Source organism: Pseudomonas sp. P5_152 (assembly GCF_033989915.1).
In the GTDB taxonomy this organism is placed as follows: domain Bacteria; phylum Pseudomonadota; class Gammaproteobacteria; order Pseudomonadales; family Pseudomonadaceae; genus Aquipseudomonas.
Genome location: NZ_JASFAH010000002.1, coordinates 4,107,620 through 4,132,325 on the forward strand (window position 1 = coordinate 4,107,620; position 24,706 = coordinate 4,132,325).

Below are 24,706 nucleotides of genomic sequence, written 5' to 3' on the forward strand. Positions count from 1 at the left end.
GACCAGCGGAGCCAGGCTTTTTCATCGGAGTCTTTTGCGCATGAGAATATTTATCATTACTATTGGCCTCCGTTGACCCTGCGCTGGCATGGACCGCGCGCAGATTTCCTTTCGTTTCAAGGTCGAAACATGAAAAGCCTCCCCGTTTCCTATCGCCTGGCCGTCACCTCGCGGGTGCTGGCCGCGCTGTTTGGCGGTTACCTCCTCGCGGCACTGGCCAGTATCTGCATGAGCCTGTGGCTGCCCATGGCCCGCGCCGAAGCCGTGGTCAGCGGCATGATGACCTCCTTCCTGGTGTACCTGGTGGCCGTGCTCTGGTGTTTTGCCAGTCGCAGCGCCTGGCAGGCGTGGTTCGGTCTGTTACTGCCCGGCGTAGTGCTGGCGGCGTTCGGTGGCCTGGGTTACTGGTTGGGGCAATCATGAAAGAGGGCTTTCGTCAGGCCATGGCCTGGTTGCACACCTGGACCGGATTGATCTTCGGCTGGATTCTGTTCGCGATCTTCCTCACCGGTACCTTGTCGTACTTCAACGACGAGATCAGCCACTGGATGCAGCCGGAAATCCCGGTGCGCCAGGTCAGCAGCGAAGCCAGCCTGACGCTGGCGCAGCACTACCTGCAGCAGCACGCTGGCGGTGCCGGGCGTTGGGTGATCAGCCTGCCGAGTGCGCGCGACCCGGGCCTGTCGGTGTCCTGGCAGATGCCGGGCAATGAGGGCCGACGCGGCCCTCGCGAGCAACGCCAGCTCGACCCACTCAGCGGTGAGGTGCTGCAGGTGCGCGATACCCACGGCGGCGACTTCTTCTATCGCTTCCACTACCAGTTGCAGATGCCCCATCCGTGGGGCCGCTGGTTATCCACCAGCGCGGCAATGCTGATGTTGGTGGCGTTGATCACCGGGATCATCACCCACAAGAAAATCTTCAAGGATTTCTTTACCTTCCGCCCGCGCAAGGGCCAGCGCTCCTGGCTCGACGGGCACAACGCGGTGGGGGTGCTGGTGCTGCCGTTTCACCTGATGATCACCTACAGCAGCCTGGTGATCTTCATGTACATGGTGATGCCGGCGAGCATCCTGGTGGCTTATCAGGGCGATACCGATAGCTTCTTCAGTGAGCTGTTCCCGGCGTCCGAGTCACCCAAGGCCGAGGGTCAGCCCGGGCAGTTGCTGGCGCTGGCACCCTTTGTCGAGCGGGCGCGTGAACAGTGGGGCGGCGGTCAGGTGCGCCTGGTGACGGTCAGTCATCCGGGCGACGTCAAGGCCACGGTGAATGTCATGCGCAGCAGCGCCGACCGGGTGATGTATGAGTTCGGCAGTGCCGTGGCGTTCGACGGGGTCAGCGGCGCATTTCTCACGGCTGATCCGGCACGTCCGGCGCCCATGGCCATTGCGGGCAGTTTCTACGGTTTGCACCTGGGGCATTTTGCCGGTCCGACCCTGCGTTGGCTGTACTTTATCTGTGGCTTGGCCGGCACCGCGATGATCGGTACCGGGCTGGTGATCTGGCTCGGCAAGCGCCAGTTGAAACATGCCAAGAGCGGCGTGATGCCGTTCGAGTTGCGGCTGGTGGAGGTGCTCAATATCGCCAGCATGTCGGGGCTGCTGATCGCAGTGGCGGTGTTCTTCTGCGCCAACCGCCTGTTGCCGGTGAACCTGGCCGAGCGTGGCGAGTGGGAGGTCAACAGCTTTTTCATCGCCTGGGGCTTGAGCCTGCTGCATGCCTTGGTGCGTCGTGGTCGCGTGGCCTGGGTCGAGCAACTGGCACTGGCCGCCGGGTTGTTCTGTGCGGTGCCGCTGTTGGACGCCTTGAGCAGCGAGCAGTCGTTACGCATGTTGTTGGCGCAAGGCGACTGGGCCCGCCTGGGCTTTGACCTGACGTGCCTGGGCAGTGGTGTGTTTCTCGCCTGGGCGGCATGGAAGATGAGGCGTGCCGCGCAGCTCGGCGGCAAAGCCCCGGCGCGAGCGGTGCGTGCGCCGAGTGTCAGATCCAAAGTCGAGGTGAACTGAATGCTGCTGCCCGTGTTGCTGAGCTACAGCGGATTTACCGCGTTGTGCCTATCGATGGACCGCCATCATCGCGACCTGCTCGCCCGTACGCCGACGACGCGTGTGCGGCGGCTGCTGCAGTTGTGTGGCTGGTCGCTGTTGGGCCTGTCTTTGGCGGCGGCCGTTCTGGCCACCGGCTGGAGCCTGGGCCTGGTCGAGTGGTGCGCGGCCCTGATGGCCAGCGCCATGCTGCTGGTGTGGTTGCTGCCATATCGGCCGCGCCTGGTGATGCTCATAGCGGCCCTCGGGCTGCTATTCAGCCCACTGGTCGCGCTGGCGCTGGGGTAGGCGAGGCGAGGCGAATGATCAGCATGCCCCCTGAACCGCAGAAGGCCGACGGTAGCGACAGCCCGAGCGGCCGTGCGCATTTTCTCCAGGTGTTTTTGTCCCAGCGCTCGCAGATGGAGGCCTTGGTCAGTCGGCGGGTGGGGTGTCGGGCGACGGCGGCCGACCTGGTGCAAGACCTGTTCCTGCGGTTCTGGCGGCGGCCGTTGGTGCAAGTCGAGGAACTCAGCACGTATTTGCTGCGTTGCGCCGGCAACATCGCCATCGATCACCTGCGCAGCGAAGGCGCCCGCGGCCGGCTGAGCGAAGGCTGGCTGCCGGAGCAGCAGGACAATCTTGGGGTGGAGCCGCAAGCGGCCCTCGAAGCCGGCAATGACTTGCGCCATGTCGAAGCTGCGCTGCGCAGTTTGCCCGAGCGCACCCGACAGATTTTTTTGCTCAACCGCATCCACGGCCGCAAGTACGCGCAGATTGCCAAGGTCATGGGCGTGTCCCAGAGTGCCGTGGAAAAACATATGATGCGCGCGCTCGAAGCCTGCAAGGCCAGTCTGCGGGACCCCGAATCACGTACGCCAGGGAAAGCCCCGTGAACCACGACACTCGCGTCCTGCCGACGCCCGCGCAGGAACAGGCCGCACTGGCCTGGCTGAGCCTGTTGCACGATCAGCCAAGCAGTGGCGATCAAGCGACCTTCAGTCATTGGCTGCAGGCCGATCCTGCCCACGCCGAGGCGTATGCCCAGGCCCAGGTGATCTGGGAGCTCAGCGAAGTGCCCGCCCGGACCCTGGCCGATGAAGATGCCTTGGCCTTGCAGGGCTACTTGAATGCGATGAACCGCTCGCGGCGTTCCAGTGTGCGGCGCTGGTCGGGTGGGCTGGCGTTGGCCGCCAGCCTGCTGCTGATGGTGTCGATGGGGGCGGGCTGGCAGCCGTCGCGCTGGTTCGATGACCTGGGCGCCGACTATGTCTCGGCGCCGGGGCAGGTGCGCAGCGTGACCCTGGCCGATCAGTCAGTGATCACCCTGGATGCCGACAGCGCCATCGCCGTGGATTTCAGCCGCGGTGAACGGCACGTCGAGGTGCGACGGGGGGCTGCGTTTTTCAGCGTCAGCCACACGGGTGAACCCTTTGTGGTCGATGCCAACCAAGGCGAGGCGCGAGTCCTCGGCACCCAGTTCGAAGTGCGCCTGCAACCCATGGGCGCGCAGGTCAGCGTGCTCTCGGGACGGGTCGGCGTCACCCCGGGCAAAGGTGCCGAGCAGCAGGTGCTGGGCGCTGACCAGCAAGTGGCCTACAGCGCCGGCCATGCCCGTGTCCTGCAAGCTATCGATGCGCAGGCGCAACTGGCCTGGCGCCAGGGCTGGCTGAATTACTACAAGGCACCCCTGGCCGACGTGGTGCAGGACCTGCAGCGTTATTACCCGGGGAGAATTGTCCTGCTCAACGATGAACTGGGCACGCGCCGTATCAGCGGCAGCTTCCCCAGCCACGACCCGCAAGCAGTCCTGGCATCGTTGCAAGGGCTGCTGGGCTTCGAGCAGAACCACCTGGGCAGCCTGATCATCCTGCGCTAAAGGCCCCAGCAATACCCGCGTAGCAGCTGCTACAGATCGCGGGTATGCAGTTATTTTTGCGGATCAGGTGAGGTAAAGCCGAGCGTCATCCGTGTAGTGGTGAAAGTGCGAATTGTTCGCATCGGTTGCGTTACTACACATGGGTCCAAGCAATGAAGTCCAGGGCAAGTTCGGTGGCAGGCGGTTCGGTCAAACAATGGTTCGGGGGCTCGGTCCTGGTGGTGGCGTTGTCAGCGCTGAACATGGCCCAGGCCGCGCAGCCCAGTGAGCAGCACAGCGCCCAATTTCGCTTCGATATCGCCGCCAAACCCTTGCCCCAGGCCCTGAGCGATTTCAGTCGGGTGACCGGGATCAGCGTGGTCTACACCGATGAAGCCCCGTATGGCGTGACAGCGCCAGCTATTAGTGGGCAGATGAGTGCCGAGCAAGCCATGCAGCGGCTGTTGAGCGGGTCGGCAATGACGTTCCGCCAGAGCGACGGCCATACCCTGGTCCTGGAACCAGTGCCCAGCGCCGGCGTCCTGAACCTGGGGGCGACCACCATCACCTCAGTGCAGGACGCGTCGCTGAGCTACCAGCCGCCGGCAACCACCTCGATTGCGCGCTCCTCGGCCACGCTGCAGGAAATCCCCCAGACCATCAACGTGGTCGCGGCCCAGGTCTTGCGTGATCAGGCGCCGCGTAACCTCGACGATGCCCTGGCCAACGTCAGCGGCATCACCCAGGGCAATACGCTGGGCAGCACCCAGGACTCGGTGATGACTCGCGGTTTTGGTGACAACCGCAACGGTTCGATCATGCGCGACGGCATGCCGATCGTGCAGGGCCGTGGTCTGAATGCCTCGGTGGATCGGGTCGAGGTGCTGAAGGGGCCGGCCTCCCTGCTCTACGGGATCCAGGACCCGGGCGGGGTGGTGAACATGGTCAGCAAGAAACCCCAGATGCAGGCTTACAACGCCCTGACCGCACGCGGCTCGAGCTACGGCGACGGCAAGAACGGCAGCGGCGGCAGCCTGGACAGCACCGGCGCACTGGGGGAATCCGGACTGGCCTATCGGTTGGTGCTGGACCACGAAGACGAAGATTACTGGCGCAATTTCGGCACCCACCGCGAGAGCCTGGTCGCACCGTCGCTGGCCTGGTACGGCGACCGCACCACGCTGCAATTTGCCTACGAACATCGCGAATTCCTCTCGCCATTCGACCGTGGCACCGCCATCGATCCGCTGACCAATCACCCGTTGGACATTCCGGCGGAGCGACGTCTCGACGAGCCGTTCAATAACATGCAAGGTCGCTCGGACCTCTACCACTTCGAGGCCGATCACGAACTCAACGACAACTGGAGCGCGCACTTCGGCTACAGCTGGAACCGCGAAACCTACGACGCCAGCCAGGTCCGCATCACCGCGATCGACCCGGCGAAGGGCACGCTGACCCGCAACATGGACGGCACCCAGGGCGCCCTCAGCACCGACCGCTTCACCACCGCCAGCTTGCAGGGCCAGGTCGAGACGGCCGGCATCCAACACGACCTGGTGCTGGGTGTGGATGACGAGTACCGCAAGATCTACCGTGCCGACCTGATCCGCCAGAAAAGCCGGGCGCCGTCGTTCAGCTACCTTGACCCGGTCTATGACCGAGAGGTGGCGGGCACCACTGTCAGCGCCGCGGACAGCGCACAGACCGACCTGCTGCGCAGCGACTCGGTGTTCCTGCAGGACTCTATTCACCTGAGCGAGCAGTGGATCCTCGTCGCCGGGGGGCGTTTCCAGGAGTACGACCAGTACGCCGGCAAGGGCCGTCCGTTCAAGGCCAACACCGACACCAACGGCCAGAAGTGGGTGCCCCGCGCCGGCCTGGTGTATCGCTACAGCGATGCGCTGTCGTTCTACGGCAGCTACACCGAATCCTTCAAGCCCAACTCCACCATTGCCCCGCTGAGCGGCAGCAGCACGGTGCTCGATGGCAGCGTCGCGCCGGAACAGGCCAAGTCCTGGGAACTGGGAGCCAAGCTCGATCTGCCGGGGCGCATCACGGGCAATATCGCGCTGTTCGACATCAAGAAGCGCAACGTGCTGGTGGCCAACTCCGAGGGGCCGGTGACGATCTACAGTGCGGCGGGCGAGGTCCGCTCGCGGGGGTTGGAAATCGACCTGAGCGGGCAGTTGAGCGAGCGCTGGAGCATGATCGGCAGCTACGCCTACACCGACGCCGAGGTCACTGAAGACCCGACCTACCAGGGCAAGAAATTGCAAAACGTCGCCCGCAACAGTGGGTCACTGTCGGCGGTCTACGACTTCGGCAGCCTGATCGGTGGCGATCAGTTGCGCGTAGGGGCTGGCGCGCGCTATGTCGGCGAACGGGCCGGTAACGCAGTCAACGACTTTGACCTGCCGGGCTACACCGTGGCGGATGCCTTCGCCACCTATGACACTCGGCTCGACGGGCAGAAGGTCAAGTTCCAGCTCAACGTGAAGAACCTCTTCGACCGCACCTACTACACCTCGGCCGCCAGCCGCTTTTTTGTCTCGATGGGCGATTCGCGGCAGGTGTCGTTGTCCAGTACCCTCGAGTTCTGAACGATGGCCTAAGCCTCGAATGCCTGGCGGTAGTCGCCGGGCGTTCCCAGCATGGCCTGGCGGAAGCGGTTGGTGAAGTGGCTGGCGCTGGCAAAACCGCAGGCCAGGGCAATCTCGCCCAAGGGTTGCCGGGTGCTGCGCAGCAGATACCGGGCCTGGGCCAGGCGGCGGGCCAGCAGGTATTGATGGGGCGGCAGGCCGAAGCTTTCACGGAACATCCGCGCAAAGTGGTACTCCGACAGCGCGCACAGGGCCGCCAGTTGGCCAAGGCTGATGGACTGCTCCAGATGACTGTCGATGTACTCCACCAGCAGCCGTCGTTGATGGGCGGCCAGGCCACCCTTGAGTCGCAGCCCCTGACGCAGGCCAACCTGGTTGAGCAGGGTGTGGCTGAGCATTTCGTGGGCCAGGCTGCTGGTCAGCAGGCGCTCGCCGGGTTCATCCCAGTCCAGGGCGATCAGTTGGTGAAAGCGTCGGGCCTGCAACGGGTCGTCGAGAAAGGTGCCTTCGCGCAGGTGCAGCGCACGGGGTTCGCGATCGAGCAGGGTGACGCAGCCGAGGGCGAACTGTTCCTGGCTGAAGTACAGGTGGGCCAGGCGGATTTCACCGTTGATCACCCAGGCCGACTGATGTTCGGCGGGCAACACGCAGAGCTTGTTCGGGCCGCCCGTGGTACCAGGCTGTTCGCGGCGGAAGGTCCCGGTGCCACCGGCCAGGTAGCAGGACAGGGTGTGATGCCCCGGGGCTTGGTAATCCTGGGCGTCGTGATAGTTGCTCCACAGGGCTGCAGCCATGCCGTCACCGAGCTCGGCGCTGTGCTCGAGACGAGCATGGGGCGAGCGGTTGAGGGCTTGAAACACTTGCAGGGTTTCCAGTGCGGGCATGATCGTTTCTCCAACGTCTTGCATCCTACTCCGTCGGCCTTTCGGTGCCAGCCCGGCAACGGATAAAAGCGCAAGTTTATGCAAGCGCGCCACACGGCTGCGGCACAGACTGAAGGCCATCTTCAGGAGTTGCCGCCATGAACCTCTCGTTATACCTGCTGACTGTGCTGATCTGGGGCACCACCTGGATCGCCTTGAAACTGCAATTGGGGGTCGTGGCCATACCGGTGTCGATTGTCTATCGCTTTGGCCTGGCCGCCCTGGTGTTGTTCGTGATTCTGCTGCTCAGCCGCAAGCTACAGGTAATGAACCGTCGTGGGCACCTGATCTGCGTGGCCCAGGGGCTGTGCCTGTTCTGCATCAATTTCATGTGTTTCCTCTATGCCAGCCAGTGGATCCCCAGCGGCCTGGTCGCCGTGGTGTTCTCCACCGCGACGCTATGGAATGCGTTGAATGCGCGGGTGTTCTTCGGCCAGAAAATCGCCCGTAACGTGCTGATGGGCGGGGCACTGGGCCTGGGCGGGTTGGGGTTGTTGTTCTGGCCGGAGCTGGCGGGGCACACTGCCAGCCCGCAGACGCTGTTGGGCTTGGGTCTGGCGTTGCTCGGTACGCTATGTTTCTCGGCGGGAAACATGCTCTCCAGCCTGCAACAGAAAGCCGGCCTCAAGCCCCTGACCACCAACGCCTGGGGCATGGCCTATGGGGCGGCGATGCTGTCGCTGTACTGCCTGGTCAAGGGCATTCCCTTCGACATGGAATGGAACAGCCGTTACATCGGTTCGCTGTTGTACCTGGTGATTCCGGGGTCGGTAATCGGTTTTACCGCTTACCTGACGCTAGTTGGGCGCATGGGCCCGGAGCGTGCGGCCTATTGCACGGTGCTGTTTCCGGTGGTGGCGTTGAATGTCTCGGCGTTCGTCGAGGGTTATCAATGGACTGCGCCGGCACTGGCCGGCCTGGTGCTGGTGATGCTGGGCAACCTGCTGGTGTTTCGCAAACCCGCTGTGCGGATCAACCCGGTCAAAGCCGGTCTGGCATGAGCAGGGCCGTGTGTTAGTTGTCGTTATCCAGCGACAGATAGATTAACGCGGGAAACATATATTCGAGATTACTGCGGGCCCAATCGAAGGCGTTGCGGTTGGTCGAGTATTCCATGTCAAACCATTCGTTGAGAATGATGATGTACATGACGTAGTAAATAGTGATGGCAGTGGTCAAACCGACGATTGCCATTTTTTTTGCGCTGCGAAACTCCTTATGGGTGGCATTGATGTTTCGATAAAGCTGATAGGTGCCAACCAGGCAACATAACGTAAAGATGGTTTCCAGGGTGATGATCGTCCAATAGAAACGATGATGGAACAACTTCGATGTTACGGCCCTGTAGCGTCGTGATTCGTTGCCTTCGGTGTTCGTCATGCTGAGGATGTCACCGACATATACGTAGTAGGCCGTATAGTCGGTGTAGTTATTGATAAGAGTAAACATTCCGAACACTGCGGCCATTAATACAATGAGTGTCTTGCTGCGCCGTATCGCGCAAGCGGTGGTGAATTTTATCATGCGCGTTATCTCCGGATGTTAGCCGCATTTAATGAGCTTTTTTGTGCTAGTCGAAGTTATAACGCGCGCACGAAAGTTTGTCGCGAGGCGAGTAGCGACTTTTGTCGCTTGATGTTGTGCGGTAGTCAGTTAGTTAGTCGCGGCAAGCCTAAGTGCTCCGCGTATTGGCCCATGAAGTTGGCGGCACGTATGCAACAACGTGCCGCCGGCCCCTCATCCTTGCCACACCTGCGGGTTGACCAGGTCTTGCGGCCGTTCGCCCAGTAAGGCGCTGCGCAAATTGGCCAGGGCGCGGTTCGCCATGGCGTCGCGGGTTTCGTGAGTGGCGGAGCCGATGTGCGGCAAGGTCACGGCGTTTTTCAGGGCAAACAGCGGCGACTGTGCCAGCGGTTCCTTTTCATAGACGTCCAGCCCCGCACCGCGGATCCGGTTGTCTTGCAGGGCCTGGATCAATGCCGCTTCATCGACCACCGGGCCACGGGAAATGTTCACCAGAATTGCGCTGGATTTCATCAGGCCCAGTTCACGATGGCTGATCAAATGGCGAGTCTTGTCGCTGAGCGGCACCACCAGGCAGACGAAGTCGGCTTCGGCCAGCAATTGCTCGAGGCTACGAAATTGCGCGCCCAGTTCCTGTTCCAGTGCGCTCTTGCGGCTGTTGCCGCTGTACAGGATCGGCATGTTGAAGCCCAGGCGGCCACGTCGGGCAATGGCCGCGCCGATATTGCCCATGCCGACAATGCCCAGGGTCTTGCCGTGCACATCACAACCGAACAGCGGCGCGCCGACACTGGCTTGCCATTGCCCGGCCTTGGTCCAGGCGTCCAGTTCGGCGACTCGCCGCGCGCTGCTCATCAGCAGGGCGAAGGCCAGGTCGGCGGTGCTTTCGGTCAGCACGTCCGGGGTGTTGGTGAGCATGATCCCGCGTTCGTTGAAGTAGTCCAGGTCATAGTTGTCGTAGCCCACCGACACACTGGAGACCACTTGCAGTTGCCCGGCAGTTTCCAGTTGCGCCCGGCCCAGCTTGCGTCCGACGCCGATCAGGCCGTGGACGTGGGGCAGGGCTTCGTTGAACTGGGCGTTGATATCACCCTGCTTGGGGTTGGGCACGATCACGTTGAAGTCTTGTTGCAGGGACTCGACCATGGCAGGCGAGACACGGCTGAAGGCAAGGACAGTCTTTTTCATCGCAGGAAGGCTCGTCATGCGGGGGAGAATGCCAAGCAAGCTATCATTCTTGCTGGGGTTTGCGCGAGTCCCGAGCAGCGCTGCGCCTGCTCGCGCAATCAGTTGCTGAGCCGCGCCCCACTCAAACTGCCACTGAGCTCATACGCCGTCAGTTCCGCCTGATGGGCTGCGAGGATTTCCGGAAGCGAGCCCCGCAGGTATTCCACCCAGGTCTTGATCTTGGCATCCAGGTACTGGCGCGACGGGTAGATGGCGTACAGGTTCAGCTCCTGGGAGCGGTAGTTGGGCATCACCCGCACCAGCGTGCCGTTGCGCAATCCTTCAATCGCCGCGTACACCGGTAGCACGCCTACCCCCATGCCGCTGGTGATCGCGGTTTTCATCGCATCGGCGGAGTTCACCAGGAACGGCGAGCTGTTGATGGTGACCATTTCCTGGCCTTCGGGGCCGTCGAACAGCCATTTTTCCAGGGGGATCACCGGGCTTACCAGGCGCAGGCAGGCGTGGTTCAGCAGGTCGCTGGGCTTATGCGCGCAGCCGTTGGCTTTGACGTAGGCCGGTGAGGCACAGACGATGCTGTAGGTGATGCCCAGGCGCTGGGAGACGAAGCCTGAGTCCGGCAGTTCGCTGGCGAGCACGATGGACACGTCGTAGCCCTCGTCCAGCAGGTCCGGCACGCGGTTGGCCAGGGTCAGGTCGAAGGTCACGTCGGGGTGGGTCTTGCGGTAACGCGCAATCGCGTCGATGACGAAGTGCTGGCCGATCCCGGTCATGGTGTGCACTTTCAACTGCCCGGCCGGACGCGCATGGGCGTCGCTGGCTTCGGCCTCGGCTTCTTCGACATAGGCCAGGATCTGTTCGCAGCGCAGCAAATAGCGTTTGCCGGCTTCGGTCAGGGCAATGCGCCGGGTGGTGCGGTTGAGCAGGCGGGTTTGCAGATGGGCCTCAAGGTTGGAGACCGCGCGCGAGACATTGGCTGTAGTGGTATCAAGCTGCACGGCGGCGGCGGTAAAACTGCCGGCCTCGGCGACACAGCTGAAGGCGCGCATGTTTTGCAAAGTGTCCATGGGGAGCTCTCAAGGGAGATGGCAAATTGTGACACGAAGTTACAAGGTTCAGGCATTCAACCAAGGGATTATCTCGCTAACGGTAACAAAGATTCACAAGATTCCCAGCTTATCGCCGCGCAGGCCCAGCCCTAGAATCGTGTCGATTGGAAATCTCCCCCTCCTCAGGAATTTGCAGCAGTGCCGCGTCGCATCAACAGAGAGTTGAAGACTCTCAGTGTCTGGGCTTTATCGTTAGCAATCAGCGGCTGCATCGGAACCGGAGGTATTGCCCCACAAGGCAAGGCACTCGATGCCAATACATTGGCCACAGATGTCGCCATCCAGAGCGCGATCCAGGATGCTCACTGGCCCAGCGCCCAGTGGTGGCAGGCCTATGGCGATCCGCAGCTCAATGCCTGGGTCGACCTGGCTTTGCAGGGTAGCCCAAGCATGGCCATGGCCGCGGCGCGAGTGCGCCAGGCCCGGGCCATGGCCGGGGTGGTGGAATCCGCCGAGTCGTTGCAGGTCAACGCCGACAGCTCCCTCAAGCGCCACAACTGGCCCACCGATCAGTTCTACGGCCCGGGCGAGTTGGCCAATTCCACCACCTGGGATAACAACGCCGCACTGGGTTTCAGCTACGCGCTGGATCTCTGGGGGCGCGAAAGCAATGCCAGCGAGCGAGCCGTCGACCTGGCCCACATGAGCGCCGCCGAAGCGCGCATGGCCCAGCTCGAACTGCAGAACAACGTGGTGCGGGCCTACATTCAGCTTTCCCTGCATTACGCCCAGCGCGACATCATCGCGGCGACCCTGGCCCAGCAACAACAGATACTCGATCTGGCGCAAAAGCGCCTGGACGGCGGCATCGGCACCCATTTTGAAGTCAGCCAGGCGCAGACCCCGTTGCCGGAAACCCATCGCCAACTGGACGCGCTGGACGAAAGCATCGCCCTGAGTCGCAACCAGCTCGCTGCCTTGGCCGGCAAGGGCCCGGGGGAGGGCGCGCGTCTGCAGCGTCCAACCCTGGCCCTGGGGGCGCCATTGAAGCTGCCTTCGGCACTACCGGCGCAATTGCTCGGGCAACGTCCAGACGTGGTTGCCAGCCGTTGGCAGGTGGCGGCCCAGGCGCGCGGTATCGAGGTGGCGCACGCCGGCTTCTACCCCAACGTCGACCTGGTCGGCAGCCTCGGCTACATGGCCACCGGCGGCGGGGCGCTGGAGTTCCTGACCGGCAAGAAACTCAACTACAGCGTGGGCCCGGCGATCTCCCTGCCGATCTTCGACGGTGGGCGCCTGCGTGCGGAACTGGGTGAGGCCGCGGGCGGTTATGACCTGGCCGTGGCCAAGTACAACCAGACCCTGGTCAATGCCCTCAAGGGCATCTCCGATCAGTTGATCCGCCGTGAATCGATGGACAAGCAGCAAGATTTCGCTGCCGAGTCGGTGGCTGCCGCGCAGAAAACCTATGACATCGCGATGATCGCCTACCAGCGCGGCCTGACCGACTACCTCAATGTGCTCAATGCGCAAACCCTGCTGTTGCGCCAGCAGCAGGTGCAGCAGCAGGTCCAGGCCGCACGCTTGAGTGCCCACGCCGAACTCGTCACCGCCCTGGGTGGCGGCCTCGGAACCGGTGCCGATGCGCCCGCCGAGGGCCAACTGCAGGCGCCACCCACCCCAGCCATTCTTTCTGCCCTCGACCACTGACAGGACACCATGACTCCCTTGCCTGCACCACTGCGCTGGCTGTACGCCCTTGACTGGCGCCGTGGTTTTTTCGACTGGGCACGCAGCGACGGCGTGACCTGGGTCTACATCTTCAAAGTGCTGATAGCCGCATTCCTGACCCTGTGGCTGGCCATGCGCCTGGAGTTGCCGCAACCGCGTACGGCGATGATCACGGTGTTCATTGTCATGCAACCGCAGAGCGGCCAAGTGTTTGCCAAGAGTTTTTACCGCTTCCTCGGGACCCTGGCGGGTTCGGCGGTAATGGTCGGGTTGATCGCCTTGTTCGCGCAGAACACCGAGCTGTTCCTTGGCGCCCTGGCGATCTGGGTCGGGATCTGTTCGGCGGGTGCGGCGCGTTATCGCAACTTCCGCGCCTACGGTTTTGTGCTCGCCGGCTACACCGCCGCGATGGTCGGCCTGCCGGCCCTGGCGCACCCGGAAGGGGCGTTCATGGCGGCGGTATGGCGGGTACTGGAAATCTCCCTGGGGATCCTCTGCGCGACCCTGGTCAGCGCCGCGATCCTGCCGCAAACCGCCAGCGCCGCGATGCGCAATGCCTTGTACCAACGCTTCGGGGTGTTCGCCCTGTTCGTCACCGACGGCCTGCGCGGGCGCAGTCAGGCCGACAGCTTTGAACGGCGCAACGTCGGTTTCATCGCCGAAGCCGTGGGCCTGGAAGGGCTGCGCAGCGTCACGGTGTTCGAAGACCCGCACATGCGGCGGCGCAACGGTCGGCTCAATCGCCTGAACAGCGAGTTCATGGGCATCACCACCCGTTTCAATGCCTTGCACCAGTTGCTTGAGCGCCTGCGCGGCAGCGGCGCCGACCAGGTGATCGCGGCGATCAAGCCAGGCTTGCAGGACCTCGCCGAATTGCTCGACGGCTTTTCTGGCCGGGCCCTGACCCATGCCGATGCGGCGCGCCTGGCGATGCAACTGGCTGACTACAAGGATGGGCTGAGGGCGCGGGTGCGCAGCCTGCGCGCGAGCTTCCAGGAGAGCGCGCCAAGCGACGCCGACCAACTGGATTTTCACACCGCCTATGAGCTGCTCTATCGGTTTGTCGACGAGCTGCACAGCTATGCCCAGACCCACGCCTCGCTGGCCGAGCACAGCCACGAACGCGAGCAGTGGGATGAGCCCTACACCCCGAAAACCAACTGGCTGGCCTCGGCCGCCTCGGGGATTCGGGCCGCGTTCATTCTGCTGGTGCTGGGCAGCTACTGGGTCGCCACGGCCTGGCCGAGCGGCGCCACCATGACCTTGATCGCGGCGGCCACGGTGGGTCTTTCCGCCGCCACGCCGAACCCCAAGCGCATGGCCTTCCAGATGGCCTGCGGCACATTGCTGGGCGCGTTGATCGGCTTCGTCGAGATGTTTTTCATCTTCCCCTGGATCGATGGTTTCCCGCTGCTGTGCGTGATGCTGGCACCGGTGATCGTGCTCGGCTCGTTCCTCTCGTCACGGCCGCAATATGCCGGGGTTGGCCTGGGCTTGCTGATCTTCTTCAGCACCGGTTCGGTGCCGGACAACCTGACGATCTACAACCCCTACACCTTCATCAACGATTACATCGCCATGGTCATGGGCATGCTGGTGTGCGCGGCAGCCGGGGCAATCATTCTGCCGCCCAACAGCCGCTGGTTGTGGCGCCGCCTGGAGCAGGACCTGCGCGGGCAGGTGGTGTATGCCATCAGCGGCAAGCTCAAGGGCCTGGCATCGAGTTTCGAAAGCAGCACCCGCGATTTGCTGCACCAGGCCTATGGCCTCGCGGTCGGGCAGCCCCAGGTGCAACGGGATCTGCTGCGCTGGATGTTCGTGGTGCTGGAAGTCGGCCACGCGATCATCGAGTTGCGCAAGGAGCAGGCGATCCTGCCGGTGCATCCGGCCTATGCCGAATCGCAACCCTGGCGGCAGGCGATCCGGGTCATGGGCCGCGCCTTGGTGCGGCTATTCCTGCAACCGGGGCAGAGCAACCTGGAGCGCGCACTGGTAGCCGTTGATCATGCCATCAGCCGAGTCCAGGCCGCCGACGAACCCTTCGCCCCGCACTTCGACACCTCGCCGCTGCGCCGGGTGAAGAGCTACCTGCATTTCATCCGCACTTCGCTGCTCGACCCGCAATCGCCGCTGGCCGCCCTGCAAGGACCTGACCATGCCCCGTGAAATCGCTTTCCATGGCGTCTACATGCCGACCATGACCCTGATGTTTTTCATCGCCGCGGCACTGGCCTGGGCGCTGGATCGGTTCTTGTCCGGGTTCGACCTGTACCGTTTTTTCTGGCACCCGGCGCTGTTGCGCCTGAGCCTGTTCATTTGCTTGTTCGGCGCCTTGGCGCTGACTGTCTACCAGTGAGACCGCTTCGATGAAAAAGCTTTTCAGCCTGCTCGCTACCCTGTTGGTGCTGGCCCTTGCGATGTGGATCGGCCGGACCCTCTGGGTGCATTACATGAACACCCCCTGGACCCGCGATGGCCGGGTACGTGCCGACATCATCAACGTCGCCGCCGACGTCAGCGGTGAAGTGGTGGACGTACCGGTGCGTGATAACCAATTGGTGAAACGCGGCGACCTGCTGATGCAGATCGACCCCGAGCACTACCTGATTGCGGTCAAGCAGGCGCAGTCGCTGGTGGCCTCGCGCAAGGCCACCTGGGAGATGCGCAAGGTCAACGCCCACCGGCGCGCCGACCTCGACAACCTGGTGATCTCGCGCGAGAACCGTGACGACGCCAGCAACATCGCCGACTCGGCGCTGGCGGACTACCAGCACGCCCAGGCGCAGCTGGAAGCAGCGCAACTGAACCTCAAGCGCACCAAGGTGCTGGCTGCGGTGGACGGCTATGTCACCAACCTCAACGTACATCGCGGCGACTACGCGCGCATCGGCGAGCCGAAAATGGCGGTGGTCGACATGAACTCGTTCTGGGTCTACGGCTTCTTCGAAGAAACCAAACTGCCCCGGGTGCGCGTCGGCGATCAGGCCGACATGCAGTTGATGAGCGGAGAAGTCCTCAAGGGCCATGTGGAAAGCATTTCCCGCGGCATCTACGACCGCGACAACCCCGAGAGCCGTGAACTGATCGCCGACGTCAACCCGACCTTCAACTGGGTGCGCCTGGCGCAACGGGTGCCGGTACGGATCCACATCGACGAGGTCCCGGAGGGGGTGCTGCTGGCAGCGGGAATTACCTGCACCGTGGTGGTCAAGCAGACGCCGTGAGGTTGCTGGCTTGCGATATCGCGGCGTAGGTATCTACACAACTGTGGTGCGACGTTGCACCTGTGGGCCTCTGGGGTGTTGGATTAGGCGGAGTACATATCCATTTCTTCGGTAACGGCCACTTATGGTTCCGCTCTGACAGCGGCTCACTTTTGAGAGCGCAAAAGTAAGCAAAACGCTCTTGCCCCACCACTCGGTGCCTCGCTTAGGCTCGGCATGCCCGTACTCCGACATTGATTTGGGGGCCGCCGCAATGGGCCCTCCCTGGCCCAGTGCGGCTAAACCGGCGTCCTGCCGGTTTACCCCCCAAATCAATATCGGACTCCGGCCAGCGTGGTTAACGGGCGCCCAGGATCAAAAACAAAGCGAGGCGGCCTTAAAGCCGACCTGATCGCTAGGGCATGCGCGGTGTAGCTTCTACTTCCTAAGACGCTGACGAAGTCAGCAATCTTTTGATCTGGCTCTGGCTCTGGCTTGGCTGCTTGGCTTTTGATCCTGGGCGCCCCGTTAACCACGCTGGCCGAACGCAGGCTTGAAGCCGTGGGTAACCCGGCAGGACGCCGGGTTAGCCGCCCCGCGCCATGGATGGCGCGTGGCGGCGGCCCACGGATTCAAGCCGGAGTGAGGGCACACCGAGCCCAAGCGAGGTGCCAAGTGGTGGGGCAAGAGCCTTTTGCTTACTTTTGGGCTGTTCAAAAAGTGAGCCGCTGTCAGAGCGGAACCATAGGTGGCCGTTACCGCAGAAATGGATATGTACCCCGCCTAATCCAACACGCCAGAAGCCCAGAGGCCGCCACGGTAGCAAGCTCCTCCCTCGCCACAGGCCGCTACAAAGCTGGGTAGATACCTATGGATATCGCAGGCTCGACAGCTGCTACAGGCACCTCGTCATTGGCAGAAGGTTTCGTGCAAATGCCGCCACAGCAATTTGCCTGACGGCAGTTTCTCGATCACCACCGTGGCCCGGCGATCGTTGAGGACGCCGCTGGCATCCGACTGCAACTCGCGGTAGCTGAGGGTCGCGCCTTGGGCATGCTGGTCGAGCCCGTGCATGTCGCTCAAGTCGATGCGCAGCCCCGGACGCGCACCGCCCAGGGTTTCGAACAGTTGCTGCAAGGCGCCAATGTCCAGGCTGTTGCCATTGGGGGCAATCATCGAGAACTGCGGGGAGAAGCGCGCCAGCAAGCGCTCCAGTACCCCCCGGTCGGGCGTGCCGGCGAACCATTGTTCAATGTCGGCGAGGGTCTGGGTGACTTCAGTAAAATAATCGCGATAGTCGTTCATCAGGTTTTTTCCAGGAGTGGGTGGGCGGTGACGAGCGCTTTCACGCCCGATGAATCAAAGCGCAATACGGCCCACAGCGGTACCAGCGAGAGCAGTGCGGCAGCCAGGAAACAGCGTTCGAAGGCATGCGCCGAGTGCGGGCCGAGGACGCTGAGCAAGCCACTCAGCACGGCGCCGCCGAGGCAGAAACTCAGCTGCCGATTGATGTTCCACAGGGCGCTGGCGTGGTTCATGCGCGCAGGAAGAATGTCGATAAAGGCCAGGGTCTGCGCGCAACTGCTGCACAGGCTGCCACCCAGGCCCATCAAGGCATAAGCCAGCACCGGCAGCCAGCCTTGCGGTTGCTCGATCAGCACCAGCAGGCCAATGCCCAGGCTTTGCAGGAGGGCGCCGACCACCAGCAACGGCTTGGGGCCCCAGCGGTTGAAACCCCGTTTGCCGACGGCAATCGCCAGTGCCGAGCCCAGCGCCCAAGGCAGCATCAGGGCGCCGATCTGCGCGTTACCCCAACCCTGTTGGTGCAGGTACAACACGGCAATCAGGCTGGTGCCGATGAACACGCCGGGGATCAACAGGTAGACCCACATGGCCAGCCGCAAGGACGGGCTGTGCAACAACTGCAGGTCAAGCAAGGCCGAGAGTGTGCCCGCGCCATCCTGGACGCGCTGCACGACCCGCGGCGGATCGGCCTGCAACCAGCAAGTCGCGAGTACCAGGGCCAGCAGGGTCAGTGGCAGATTGAGGTAGAACACCCAGCGCCACGACAGCGCTTGCACGATCAGCCCACCCGCGGCCGGCGACAACGCGGGGACCAGCAACGCGACCGACATTACCCAGGTGGTCAGTTGGGCCCGTTGTTGCGCCGGGAATTGGCGAAACGCCAAGGCCTGGCCGAGGGGGATCAACAGGCCTCCGCTGAGCCCTTGCAGCAGTCGCCAGCCGATCAGCGCTTCAATCGAGTCGGCACCGGCCACCAGCAGTGAGGCGCCGCCGAACAGCAGCAGTGAAGCGAGGATCAACCGCCGCTCGCCGAACCGCGCCGCCAGCCACACACTCAATGGAATGATCAAGGTCAGGCCGAGCATGTAGGCGTTGCTGATCCACGCCAGTTGGGTCACCGAGGCGTGCAATTGCTGCGCGATGTCGGGGTAGGCAATGCTGGCGACGAACATGTTCATCAGGTCGAGGGCAAACCCCAGCAGATACACCAATGCGACTTTCCAGCGATAGGCCATGACGACTTCCCGGTCAAAGAGACGGGCAGGGTAGTGCGCTGCAAGTGCTAGAGAAACACTGGTTTGCCTGCTAGTTTGTCAAAATTATTTTGACAAGGAATGCCCTCACTATGGTCAGCCTGGACCGTTTTGATACCTTCAAGGCCGTCGTCGAGGCCGGCTCATTGACCGCAGCGGCCGATCTGCTGGGGCAGACCCGGGCGGTGGTCAGCTTCAATCTCAAGCGTCTGGAAGCCAAGTTGGGGGTAACTCTACTGACCCGCAGCACCCGGCAACTGGCGCTGACCGATGCCGGTGAGCGTTTTTATCTGCGCTGCCTGCGCACCCTGGATGAAGCGCGCCTGGCGATCGAGGAGGCGCGCTCCGAGCACACCCAGCTCAAGGGCACGCTGCGAATCACCACCACCCTGGAATTTGCCCTGGCCCAGGTGGTGGGCGCGCTGGAGGTGTTTCGCCAGGAGCATCCACAGTTGAACATTCACTTGTCGACGTCCTCGACCCATGCCGACCTGATTTCCGAACGGTTTGACGTGGCGATTCGTCTGGGACGTATGCACGACTCCAACCTGCGCGCCGTGCAGTTGTCGACCTTCGAGATTTACCCGGTGGCGACGCGCACGCTGCTCGAACGCCACGGGCCAGTGACCCGCCTGGCCGAGCTGGAGGCACTGCCGACCCTGGGGCACGGCCGGGTGCCCGAGTTGACGGTCACCGACCCTGCGGGCACTGAGCATGTCTATCAACCGCTGCCAGGGAAAACCGCGATCATCGCCGACAACTCGGCCACCCTGCGGGCATTTGCCCTGACCGGGCAGGGGGTGGCGATTTTGCCTGAATGGCTGGTTGCCGAGGATCTGCAGCAGGGTCGATTGCAACGCTTGTTGCCCGATCACCGGTTTGCCCTGCAGGGGGTGTATGCCTTGTACCCGGACACCCGGCACCTGCCGCTGAAAGTGCGGGCGTTTATTGATTTCATGAAGGATTGGAGCTGAGGTTGGCGGGGGCCTGTTCGGACGCCATCGCGGGCAAGCCCTAAACCTCTCCTGTGGGAGCGGGCTTGCCCGCGATGCTTTTCGAGCTTCAGAGCTGCCCGCGCAAGCCAAACCGCTTCATCAACACCGACTCCAGCAAGCCCTTGGGCAGCAACCCCGCCAGCAGTGGCAGGGCGCGGCTGCCGTTGCCCAGGCGCAGCAGGCGCGGTGGTCGGTCTTGCTGCACGGCCTTGAGCAGGTCGGCGGCGAACTCGCTGGCGGCGGTCGGCTTGTCCTGGGACGCCTTGGCCCGCGCCCGAATACCTTCGCGCAGCGGCCACCAAGGTGACTGTTGGTTGAGCAACTGCTCGGCCTCAGCCCCGGCATTTTTCGCAAAGCTGGAAGCAATCGCCCCCGGCTGCACTTCCAGCACCCGAATGCCGAACGGTGCCAGCTCCATGCGCAGCGCGTCGCTCAAGGCATGTACCGCGGCCTTGGAGGCGCAGTAGGCGCCGGCAAACGGGGTGACCAGCACCCCGGACACGCTGCCGATATTCACCACCAGGCCCTTGTTGTGGCGCAACAGCGGGAACAGCGCACGGGTGACGCCGACCAGGGCGAACACGTTGGTTTCGAACTGGCGCTGCATGGCCGGCACCCCGCCATCGAGCAACGGCCCCATGGCGCCATAGCCGGCATTGTTGATCAATACATCCAGGCCGCCATGCTGCTGGTTGATCTGTTCGCTCAGTTGCTCGAGTGCCGGGCCATCGTTGACGTCCAACTGCACGGCGGTGAAACCGGCGGCGGTCAGTGCCGTCACATCCTCAGCCTTGCGCGCAGTGGCCCAGACTTGGTAACCGGCCTGTTTGAACACATCGGCCAGGGCGCGGCCGATGCCACTGGAACAACCGGTGATTAACGCGATGGGCATGGCGCGATCCTTGTGCAATCAGCAGAGAAGGGGATTCAGTCGGAGAAGCTACCTTGTAAACGCTCGGCACGAAACTCCAGCGTTTGTGGACGATAGCCAGGGCGCAGCGGCGGCATCGGCAGGCAGTCTTGCCAGTTGGCCCCGGCCTGCAATTCACCTGGGCCACGGTAGCGCGGTGCGGCGTATTGATTGTCCGCCAGGTTGACCGTATCGCCCGGTGCATAGGCGCCGATCCGCCACCGCAATTCGGTCAGCGGCACGTTGTTGCCGTTGTTCATTTTCAGCAGCAACGGCCGGTCCGCCGGGCACTGCTCGGGGGCGTAGCTGATGCGCAACTCCAGGCGTGCCAGTTGCTTGACCTCGCGGTTGTCCAGCCATACCACCCAGATAGCCACCAAGCCCAATCCAAGCGCCGCCGCCAATGACACCGGCAAGGCCTTGGCCGGATAACGCAACAACAGAATCAACCAGGTTATGACCAACAAAACGCCGATGAACATGGAGCAAACCTCGCAAGCGGGAAACAGCATCCTACCTAAGCGTAGGGGAGGTTGGCGACCAGGCTGGCTGGGGATGCAAAAAAGCCCCCGCCCAACCCACTGCGGATAGGGGACGCAGTCGGCTGGACGGAGGCTGGTTTGTTGCCCGTGATTACTGCGCGATAGTTTTCACCGACACCCCACGCTCAAGCGGGGTGGAGCGTCCGTAGATATCCTCGAACCGCTCGATATCGTCCTCGCCCAGGTAGCTGCCCGATTGCACCTCGATGATCTCCAGCGCGATCTTGCCCGGGTTGCGCAGGCGATGCACCGAGGCGATCGGAATGTAGGTCGACTGGTTCTCGGTCAGCAGGAACACGTTTTCATCACAGGTCACCTCGGCGGTGCCGCTGACCACGATCCAGTGTTCGGCGCGGTGATGGTGCATTTGCAGCGACAGGCAGGCGCCCGGCTTGACCGAGATGTGCTTGACCTGGAAGCGCCCGCCCATGTCCACCGAGTCGTAGGAACCCCATGGGCGGTAGACCTCGCAGTGGTTCTGGGTTTCGCTGCGGCCCTGTTCGTTGAGGGTGTTGACCATCTGCTTGACGCCTTGGACCTTGTCCTTGTGGGCGATCATCATGGCGTCCTTGGTCTCGACCACGACGATGTTGTCCAGGCCGATCACCGACACCAGTTTGCCGTTGCCGTGGATCATGCAGTTGCGGCTGTCCTGGATCACCACGTCGCCCTTGCTGACGTTGCCGTTGCTGTCTTTCTCGTGCACGTCCCACAACGACGACCAGCACCCGACATCGCTCCAGCCGGCGGTCAGCGGCACCACGCAGGCGCGCTGGGTTTTTTCCATCACCGCGTAGTCGATGGAGTTGTCCGGGCAGCAGGCGAAGGTGGCTTCGTCGAGGGTCAGGGTGTCGGCATCCTGCTCACTGCGTTCAAGGGTCAGCAGGCAGGTGTCGTAGATGTCCGGGTCGTGCTTTTTCAGCTCTTCGAGGAAACGACTGGCGCGGAACAGGAACATGCCGCTGTTCCAGAAGTAGCCCCCGGCCTGGACGAACTCGGTGGCGCGCTTGACGTCGGGTTTTTCGACGAAGTGCGAAACCCGGCTGACGCCTTCAGGCAGCAGCGCATCGTTGCAGGACTTGATGTAGCCATAGCCGGTTTCAGGTTTAGTGGCCGGCACGCCGAACAGCACCATCTCACCGCGCTCGGCGGCCACGGTGGCCAGGGCCAGGGCGCGTTGCAGGGCTTTCTGGTCTTCGAGCACGTGGTCGGCCGGCAGCACCAGCATCAACTCGTCGCGACCTTCGTTGAGCAGCATCATCGCGGTCAGCGCCACGGCCGGTGCGGTGTTGCGCCCGAAGGGCTCCATGAGGATGCGCTGGGCCTCCAGCTTGCGGTTGCTCAGTTGCTCGTTGACGATGAAACGGTGGTCCTTGTTGCAGACCACGATCGGTGTGTCCATGCCATCGAACACCAGGCGCTCGAGGGTCTGCTGGAACAGCGTGTGTTCACCGGTCAGGGCGAGGAACTGCTTGGGGAACTGTTTACGCGAAAGCGGCCAGAGACGTGAACCGCTACCACCTGACAAGATCACTGGAATCATGGTGTTACTCCTCGAAAATCGTTTGGATAGAGCTACGAACGCTGTGTCGTTTCACTCTTGTTCTTGTTCCGTGTCCCAACTGACACCTCGGTCCCTGTGGGAGCTGGCTTGCCAGCGATGGCATCAACCCGGTGCATCTGCTTCACCGAGTCGCCTGCATCGCGGGCAAGCCCGCTCCCACAGGGAAATGGGTCAATCGGACGAATTCATCAGCGCGTCGACACCGGGCGTTTCACCCAGACGGGCGACAGGCTGCTGCCGTTGCCAGTGACGTACAGCACCGCGGCTTCACCGCGTTCCAGGGCGACGGGCTTGAGGTCGCCGACTTTTTTCTCGCCGTCGTACAGCGCCAGGCTGACTTTCACCGGATTGATCTCGCGCTCGCCACGACCCTTGGCGGCGACGGTCTTGACCACTTCGGTCTTGCCATCGGCAGTCTTCAGGGTCAGGGGCTTGTCGGTGAGGTTCTGCACCCGCACCAGGGACTTCTGCTTGTTCTTGAACGGCGGTTCTTCGATCAGTTGCGGCTGGCCACTGGCGTTGTTGACCAGGGTGTAATAGTGATCGGCGGCCAGCTTCACCGGCAGGGTCTGGCTGCCGACCTTGGCGCTGTAGTCGCCGCCGGGCATGAAGCTGAAGTCACTGCTGGCCAACGGCGCGACTTCGCTCAGGTTGGTGCTGCCGACCGTCGCGCTGACTTCGGCGTTGCTGGCGTTGTAGATGCGCACGAAGCTCGAGCCCTTTGGTGCGACGGGACCGTAGAGGGCGGCATCGCCGGCGAACGCCGACATCGACAGCATGCTCATGCCGGCAACGAGGGCGAAGGTCTTGGCGAGACGACGAGGATTGGAAGTGCAAGTCATGGGAGTTACCTCTTTCAGTTTTGCGCCCGGTCGGGCGTCTCGGATTGAGTGTTTGCGGCTACGTTCTGTTGGCGCGCACCGGCTTGTTTGAGTTCTGCGACCCACTGCGGGTCGGCGTCGCCGATTTCGTTATTCACGGGCAGATAACGTTCAGGAAACTCCCAGATCAGCACCTGGGGCGGGCTGTTCTTGAAGTCGTCACTTTTCAGGTAGCTGAGCATCGGCAGGATCGGCCCGTGGCCGTCCTCGGCGTAACTCACCACGTCGCTGTTCAGCGCTTGCTTGAGCGCACCGACAAAATTCCAGCTGGGGTTGGCGCTGTAGCTGGTGCCGATCAGGGCCACCGGCACTTCGTTGTTGGCGAACAGCGCGTCGTCACCGGCAGGCTGGTCGACAGCTGCCACGGTGTTGCGCTTTTGCAGCGACTCTTGCGCCGGCATCAGGTTTTCGAACAGCGGGTCCAGCGGCAGGAACAGGCGCAGGTCGCCCTTGTGGGAGATTTTCTCCGCAGGTTCAGTGACGAAGCGCTGTGGCTCGCCACTCAACGGGTACTTGTCGGCAATGGTGTTAGCCAGACGGTTGGCGGCGATCTCGGCGCCTTCCGGGGTCCAGTGGGTGTCGGTGCGCAGGAACACTTGCTGGCCCTTCTGCTTGGCCGCTTGCAGCGGGCCGAGCAGGTCCGGGGCCGGGATTCGGTCGGCGGCCAGGCGCTGGTGGAAGTCCTGGTAGAGGTTGGCGTGGATGCTCGCCGGCTTGACCTCGCCCAGGTGTTCCGGGTACAGCCGCACCTTGGCTGGCACCACCGCCATCACCAGTTGCACGCCGCGCGCCTTGAGGGTCTGGCGCACGCCTTCGACCAGCGCGTAGTTACCTTGCAGGTTCAGCTCTTCGTTGACGATCGGGTTGAACTCTTCATCGCTGTACAGCCACTGATCGCGGCCGAGCACCACGCCCGGACGGCCTTCGTTGAACAGCTTGAAGTCCAGCGCGGCCCACAGGTTGGTGCCCAGGCGCTTGATCGGGAACTGCTCGTCGTAGTGGGTTTCCACGGCCTTGCTCCAGCGACCGTTGAGCACGGTCGCCTCGGCGTTGGTGCTGAAGCCGAAGAAGCTGCGTACCGACCACAGGCCCAGGACCATCAAGGTCACCAGGAACAGGGCGATGTAGAACACGCGTAATGAGCGGGTCATGG

At 62.8% G+C, this 24,706-nt stretch carries 23 protein-coding genes; 12 read left to right on the top strand and 11 right to left on the bottom strand.

Features of this window, described 5'->3' with window-relative positions:
- Positions 1 to 129 precede the first annotated feature (129 nt).
- From QMK50_RS18510 to QMK50_RS18535, 6 genes are all read left to right on the top strand, one after another.
- Complete coding sequence (locus QMK50_RS18510) at positions 130 to 423, top strand: DUF3649 domain-containing protein (protein ID WP_095169412.1); 294 nt, start codon at positions 130 to 132, stop codon at positions 421 to 423.
- Positions 420 to 2,006, top strand: coding sequence for a PepSY-associated TM helix domain-containing protein (locus QMK50_RS18515; protein ID WP_320333683.1), 1,587 nt, complete (start codon positions 420 to 422; stop codon positions 2,004 to 2,006). The genes QMK50_RS18510 and QMK50_RS18515 overlap by 4 nt, the downstream gene beginning before the upstream one ends.
- Positions 2,007 to 2,333, top strand: a complete 327-nt coding sequence (locus QMK50_RS18520) for a DUF3325 domain-containing protein (protein WP_320333684.1) — start codon at positions 2,007 to 2,009, stop codon at positions 2,331 to 2,333.
- 14 nt (positions 2,334 to 2,347) lie between these two features.
- On the top strand, positions 2,348 to 2,920 hold the full coding sequence (locus QMK50_RS18525; protein WP_095169415.1) for an RNA polymerase sigma factor: 573 nt from the start codon (positions 2,348 to 2,350) through the stop codon (positions 2,918 to 2,920).
- Entirely contained in the window at positions 2,917 to 3,903 is a 987-nt protein-coding gene (locus QMK50_RS18530) for a FecR family protein (protein WP_320333685.1), read from the top strand. The genes QMK50_RS18525 and QMK50_RS18530 overlap by 4 nt, the downstream gene beginning before the upstream one ends.
- Positions 3,904 to 4,055: 152 nt before the next feature.
- The gene (locus QMK50_RS18535; RefSeq protein ID WP_320333686.1) at positions 4,056 to 6,485 is read left to right on the top strand and encodes a TonB-dependent receptor; all 2,430 of its coding nucleotides are present in this window, start codon (positions 4,056 to 4,058) and stop codon (positions 6,483 to 6,485) included.
- Between the two features lie 8 nt (positions 6,486 to 6,493).
- Here the strand turns inward: QMK50_RS18535 and QMK50_RS18540 are convergent, their stop codons facing one another.
- A complete protein-coding gene (locus tag QMK50_RS18540) occupies positions 6,494 to 7,369 on the bottom strand; it encodes an AraC family transcriptional regulator (RefSeq protein WP_320333687.1) in 876 nt (291 codons plus the stop codon).
- Positions 7,370 to 7,506: 137 nt separating this feature from the next.
- On the opposite strand from QMK50_RS18540, the gene QMK50_RS18545 reads away from it, so the two are divergent.
- Positions 7,507 to 8,409 carry a DMT family transporter gene (locus QMK50_RS18545; RefSeq protein ID WP_095169420.1) on the top strand — a complete coding sequence of 301 codons (903 nt, stop codon included), beginning with the start codon at positions 7,507 to 7,509 and terminating at the stop codon, positions 8,407 to 8,409.
- 13 nt (positions 8,410 to 8,422) lie between these two features.
- On the opposite strand, the gene QMK50_RS18550 is transcribed toward QMK50_RS18545, so the two are convergent.
- The 3 genes from QMK50_RS18550 to QMK50_RS18560 form a co-directional block, all read right to left on the bottom strand.
- Positions 8,423 to 8,932, bottom strand: a complete 510-nt coding sequence (locus QMK50_RS18550) for a DUF2165 domain-containing protein (RefSeq protein WP_320333688.1) — start codon at positions 8,930 to 8,932, stop codon at positions 8,423 to 8,425.
- Positions 8,933 to 9,145: 213 nt separating this feature from the next.
- A complete protein-coding gene (locus QMK50_RS18555) occupies positions 9,146 to 10,120 on the bottom strand; it encodes a D-glycerate dehydrogenase (protein WP_320333689.1) in 975 nt (324 codons plus the stop codon).
- 98 nt (positions 10,121 to 10,218) lie between these two features.
- Positions 10,219 to 11,187: a LysR family transcriptional regulator gene (locus tag QMK50_RS18560; protein WP_095169423.1), complete on the bottom strand. Its 969-nt coding sequence runs from the start codon at positions 11,185 to 11,187 to the stop codon at positions 10,219 to 10,221.
- Positions 11,188 to 11,367: 180 nt separating this feature from the next.
- Here QMK50_RS18560 and QMK50_RS18565 point away from each other — a divergent pair, with 180 nt between their 5' ends.
- From QMK50_RS18565 to QMK50_RS18580, 4 genes are read left to right on the top strand one after another with little or no spacing between them, the layout of a single operon-like run.
- Positions 11,368 to 12,879 carry an efflux transporter outer membrane subunit gene (locus tag QMK50_RS18565; protein ID WP_320333690.1) on the top strand — a complete coding sequence of 504 codons (1,512 nt, stop codon included), beginning with the start codon at positions 11,368 to 11,370 and terminating at the stop codon, positions 12,877 to 12,879.
- Positions 12,880 to 12,888: 9 nt separating this feature from the next.
- A complete protein-coding gene (locus QMK50_RS18570; RefSeq protein ID WP_320333691.1) occupies positions 12,889 to 15,066 on the top strand; it encodes an FUSC family protein in 2,178 nt (725 codons plus the stop codon).
- Positions 15,056 to 15,256 carry a DUF1656 domain-containing protein gene (locus tag QMK50_RS18575; RefSeq protein ID WP_095077709.1) on the top strand — a complete coding sequence of 67 codons (201 nt, stop codon included), beginning with the start codon at positions 15,056 to 15,058 and terminating at the stop codon, positions 15,254 to 15,256. Before QMK50_RS18570 ends, QMK50_RS18575 begins: the two co-directional genes overlap by 11 nt.
- A 10-nt stretch (positions 15,257 to 15,266) precedes the next feature.
- Positions 15,267 to 16,124 (top strand): HlyD family secretion protein, encoded by an 858-nt coding sequence (locus QMK50_RS18580; RefSeq protein WP_320333692.1) that lies wholly within the window; start codon positions 15,267 to 15,269, stop codon positions 16,122 to 16,124.
- A gap of 888 nt (positions 16,125 to 17,012) precedes the next feature.
- Here QMK50_RS18580 and QMK50_RS18585 read toward each other — a convergent pair.
- Entirely contained in the window at positions 17,013 to 17,408 is a 396-nt protein-coding gene (locus QMK50_RS18585; protein WP_320333693.1) for a DUF4440 domain-containing protein, read from the bottom strand.
- A complete protein-coding gene (locus QMK50_RS18590) occupies positions 17,408 to 18,643 on the bottom strand; it encodes an MFS transporter (RefSeq protein ID WP_320333694.1) in 1,236 nt (411 codons plus the stop codon). Before QMK50_RS18590 ends, QMK50_RS18585 begins: the two co-directional genes overlap by 1 nt.
- 110 nt (positions 18,644 to 18,753) lie before the next feature.
- Between QMK50_RS18590 and QMK50_RS18595 the strand changes: the two genes are divergently transcribed.
- Entirely contained in the window at positions 18,754 to 19,635 is an 882-nt protein-coding gene (locus QMK50_RS18595; RefSeq protein WP_320333695.1) for a LysR family transcriptional regulator, read from the top strand.
- Between the two features lie 88 nt (positions 19,636 to 19,723).
- On the opposite strand, the gene QMK50_RS18600 is transcribed toward QMK50_RS18595, so the two are convergent.
- The 5 genes from QMK50_RS18600 to QMK50_RS18620 form a co-directional block, all read right to left on the bottom strand.
- Positions 19,724 to 20,548, bottom strand: a complete 825-nt coding sequence (locus QMK50_RS18600; protein WP_320333696.1) for an SDR family oxidoreductase — start codon at positions 20,546 to 20,548, stop codon at positions 19,724 to 19,726.
- Positions 20,549 to 20,583: 35 nt separating this feature from the next.
- Positions 20,584 to 21,048, bottom strand: a complete 465-nt coding sequence (locus QMK50_RS18605) for a multidrug transporter (RefSeq protein WP_095171918.1) — start codon at positions 21,046 to 21,048, stop codon at positions 20,584 to 20,586.
- Positions 21,049 to 21,199: 151 nt separating this feature from the next.
- On the bottom strand, positions 21,200 to 22,651 hold the full coding sequence (locus QMK50_RS18610) for a mannose-1-phosphate guanylyltransferase/mannose-6-phosphate isomerase (RefSeq protein ID WP_095171920.1): 1,452 nt from the start codon (positions 22,649 to 22,651) through the stop codon (positions 21,200 to 21,202).
- 209 nt (positions 22,652 to 22,860) lie between these two features.
- Positions 22,861 to 23,514: an alginate O-acetyltransferase AlgF gene (locus QMK50_RS18615; protein ID WP_095171922.1), complete on the bottom strand. Its 654-nt coding sequence runs from the start codon at positions 23,512 to 23,514 to the stop codon at positions 22,861 to 22,863.
- A 14-nt stretch (positions 23,515 to 23,528) separates the two neighbouring features.
- The gene (locus tag QMK50_RS18620) at positions 23,529 to 24,704 is read right to left on the bottom strand and encodes an alginate O-acetyltransferase (protein ID WP_159993887.1); all 1,176 of its coding nucleotides are present in this window, start codon (positions 24,702 to 24,704) and stop codon (positions 23,529 to 23,531) included.
- Positions 24,705 to 24,706: the final 2 nt, after the last annotated feature.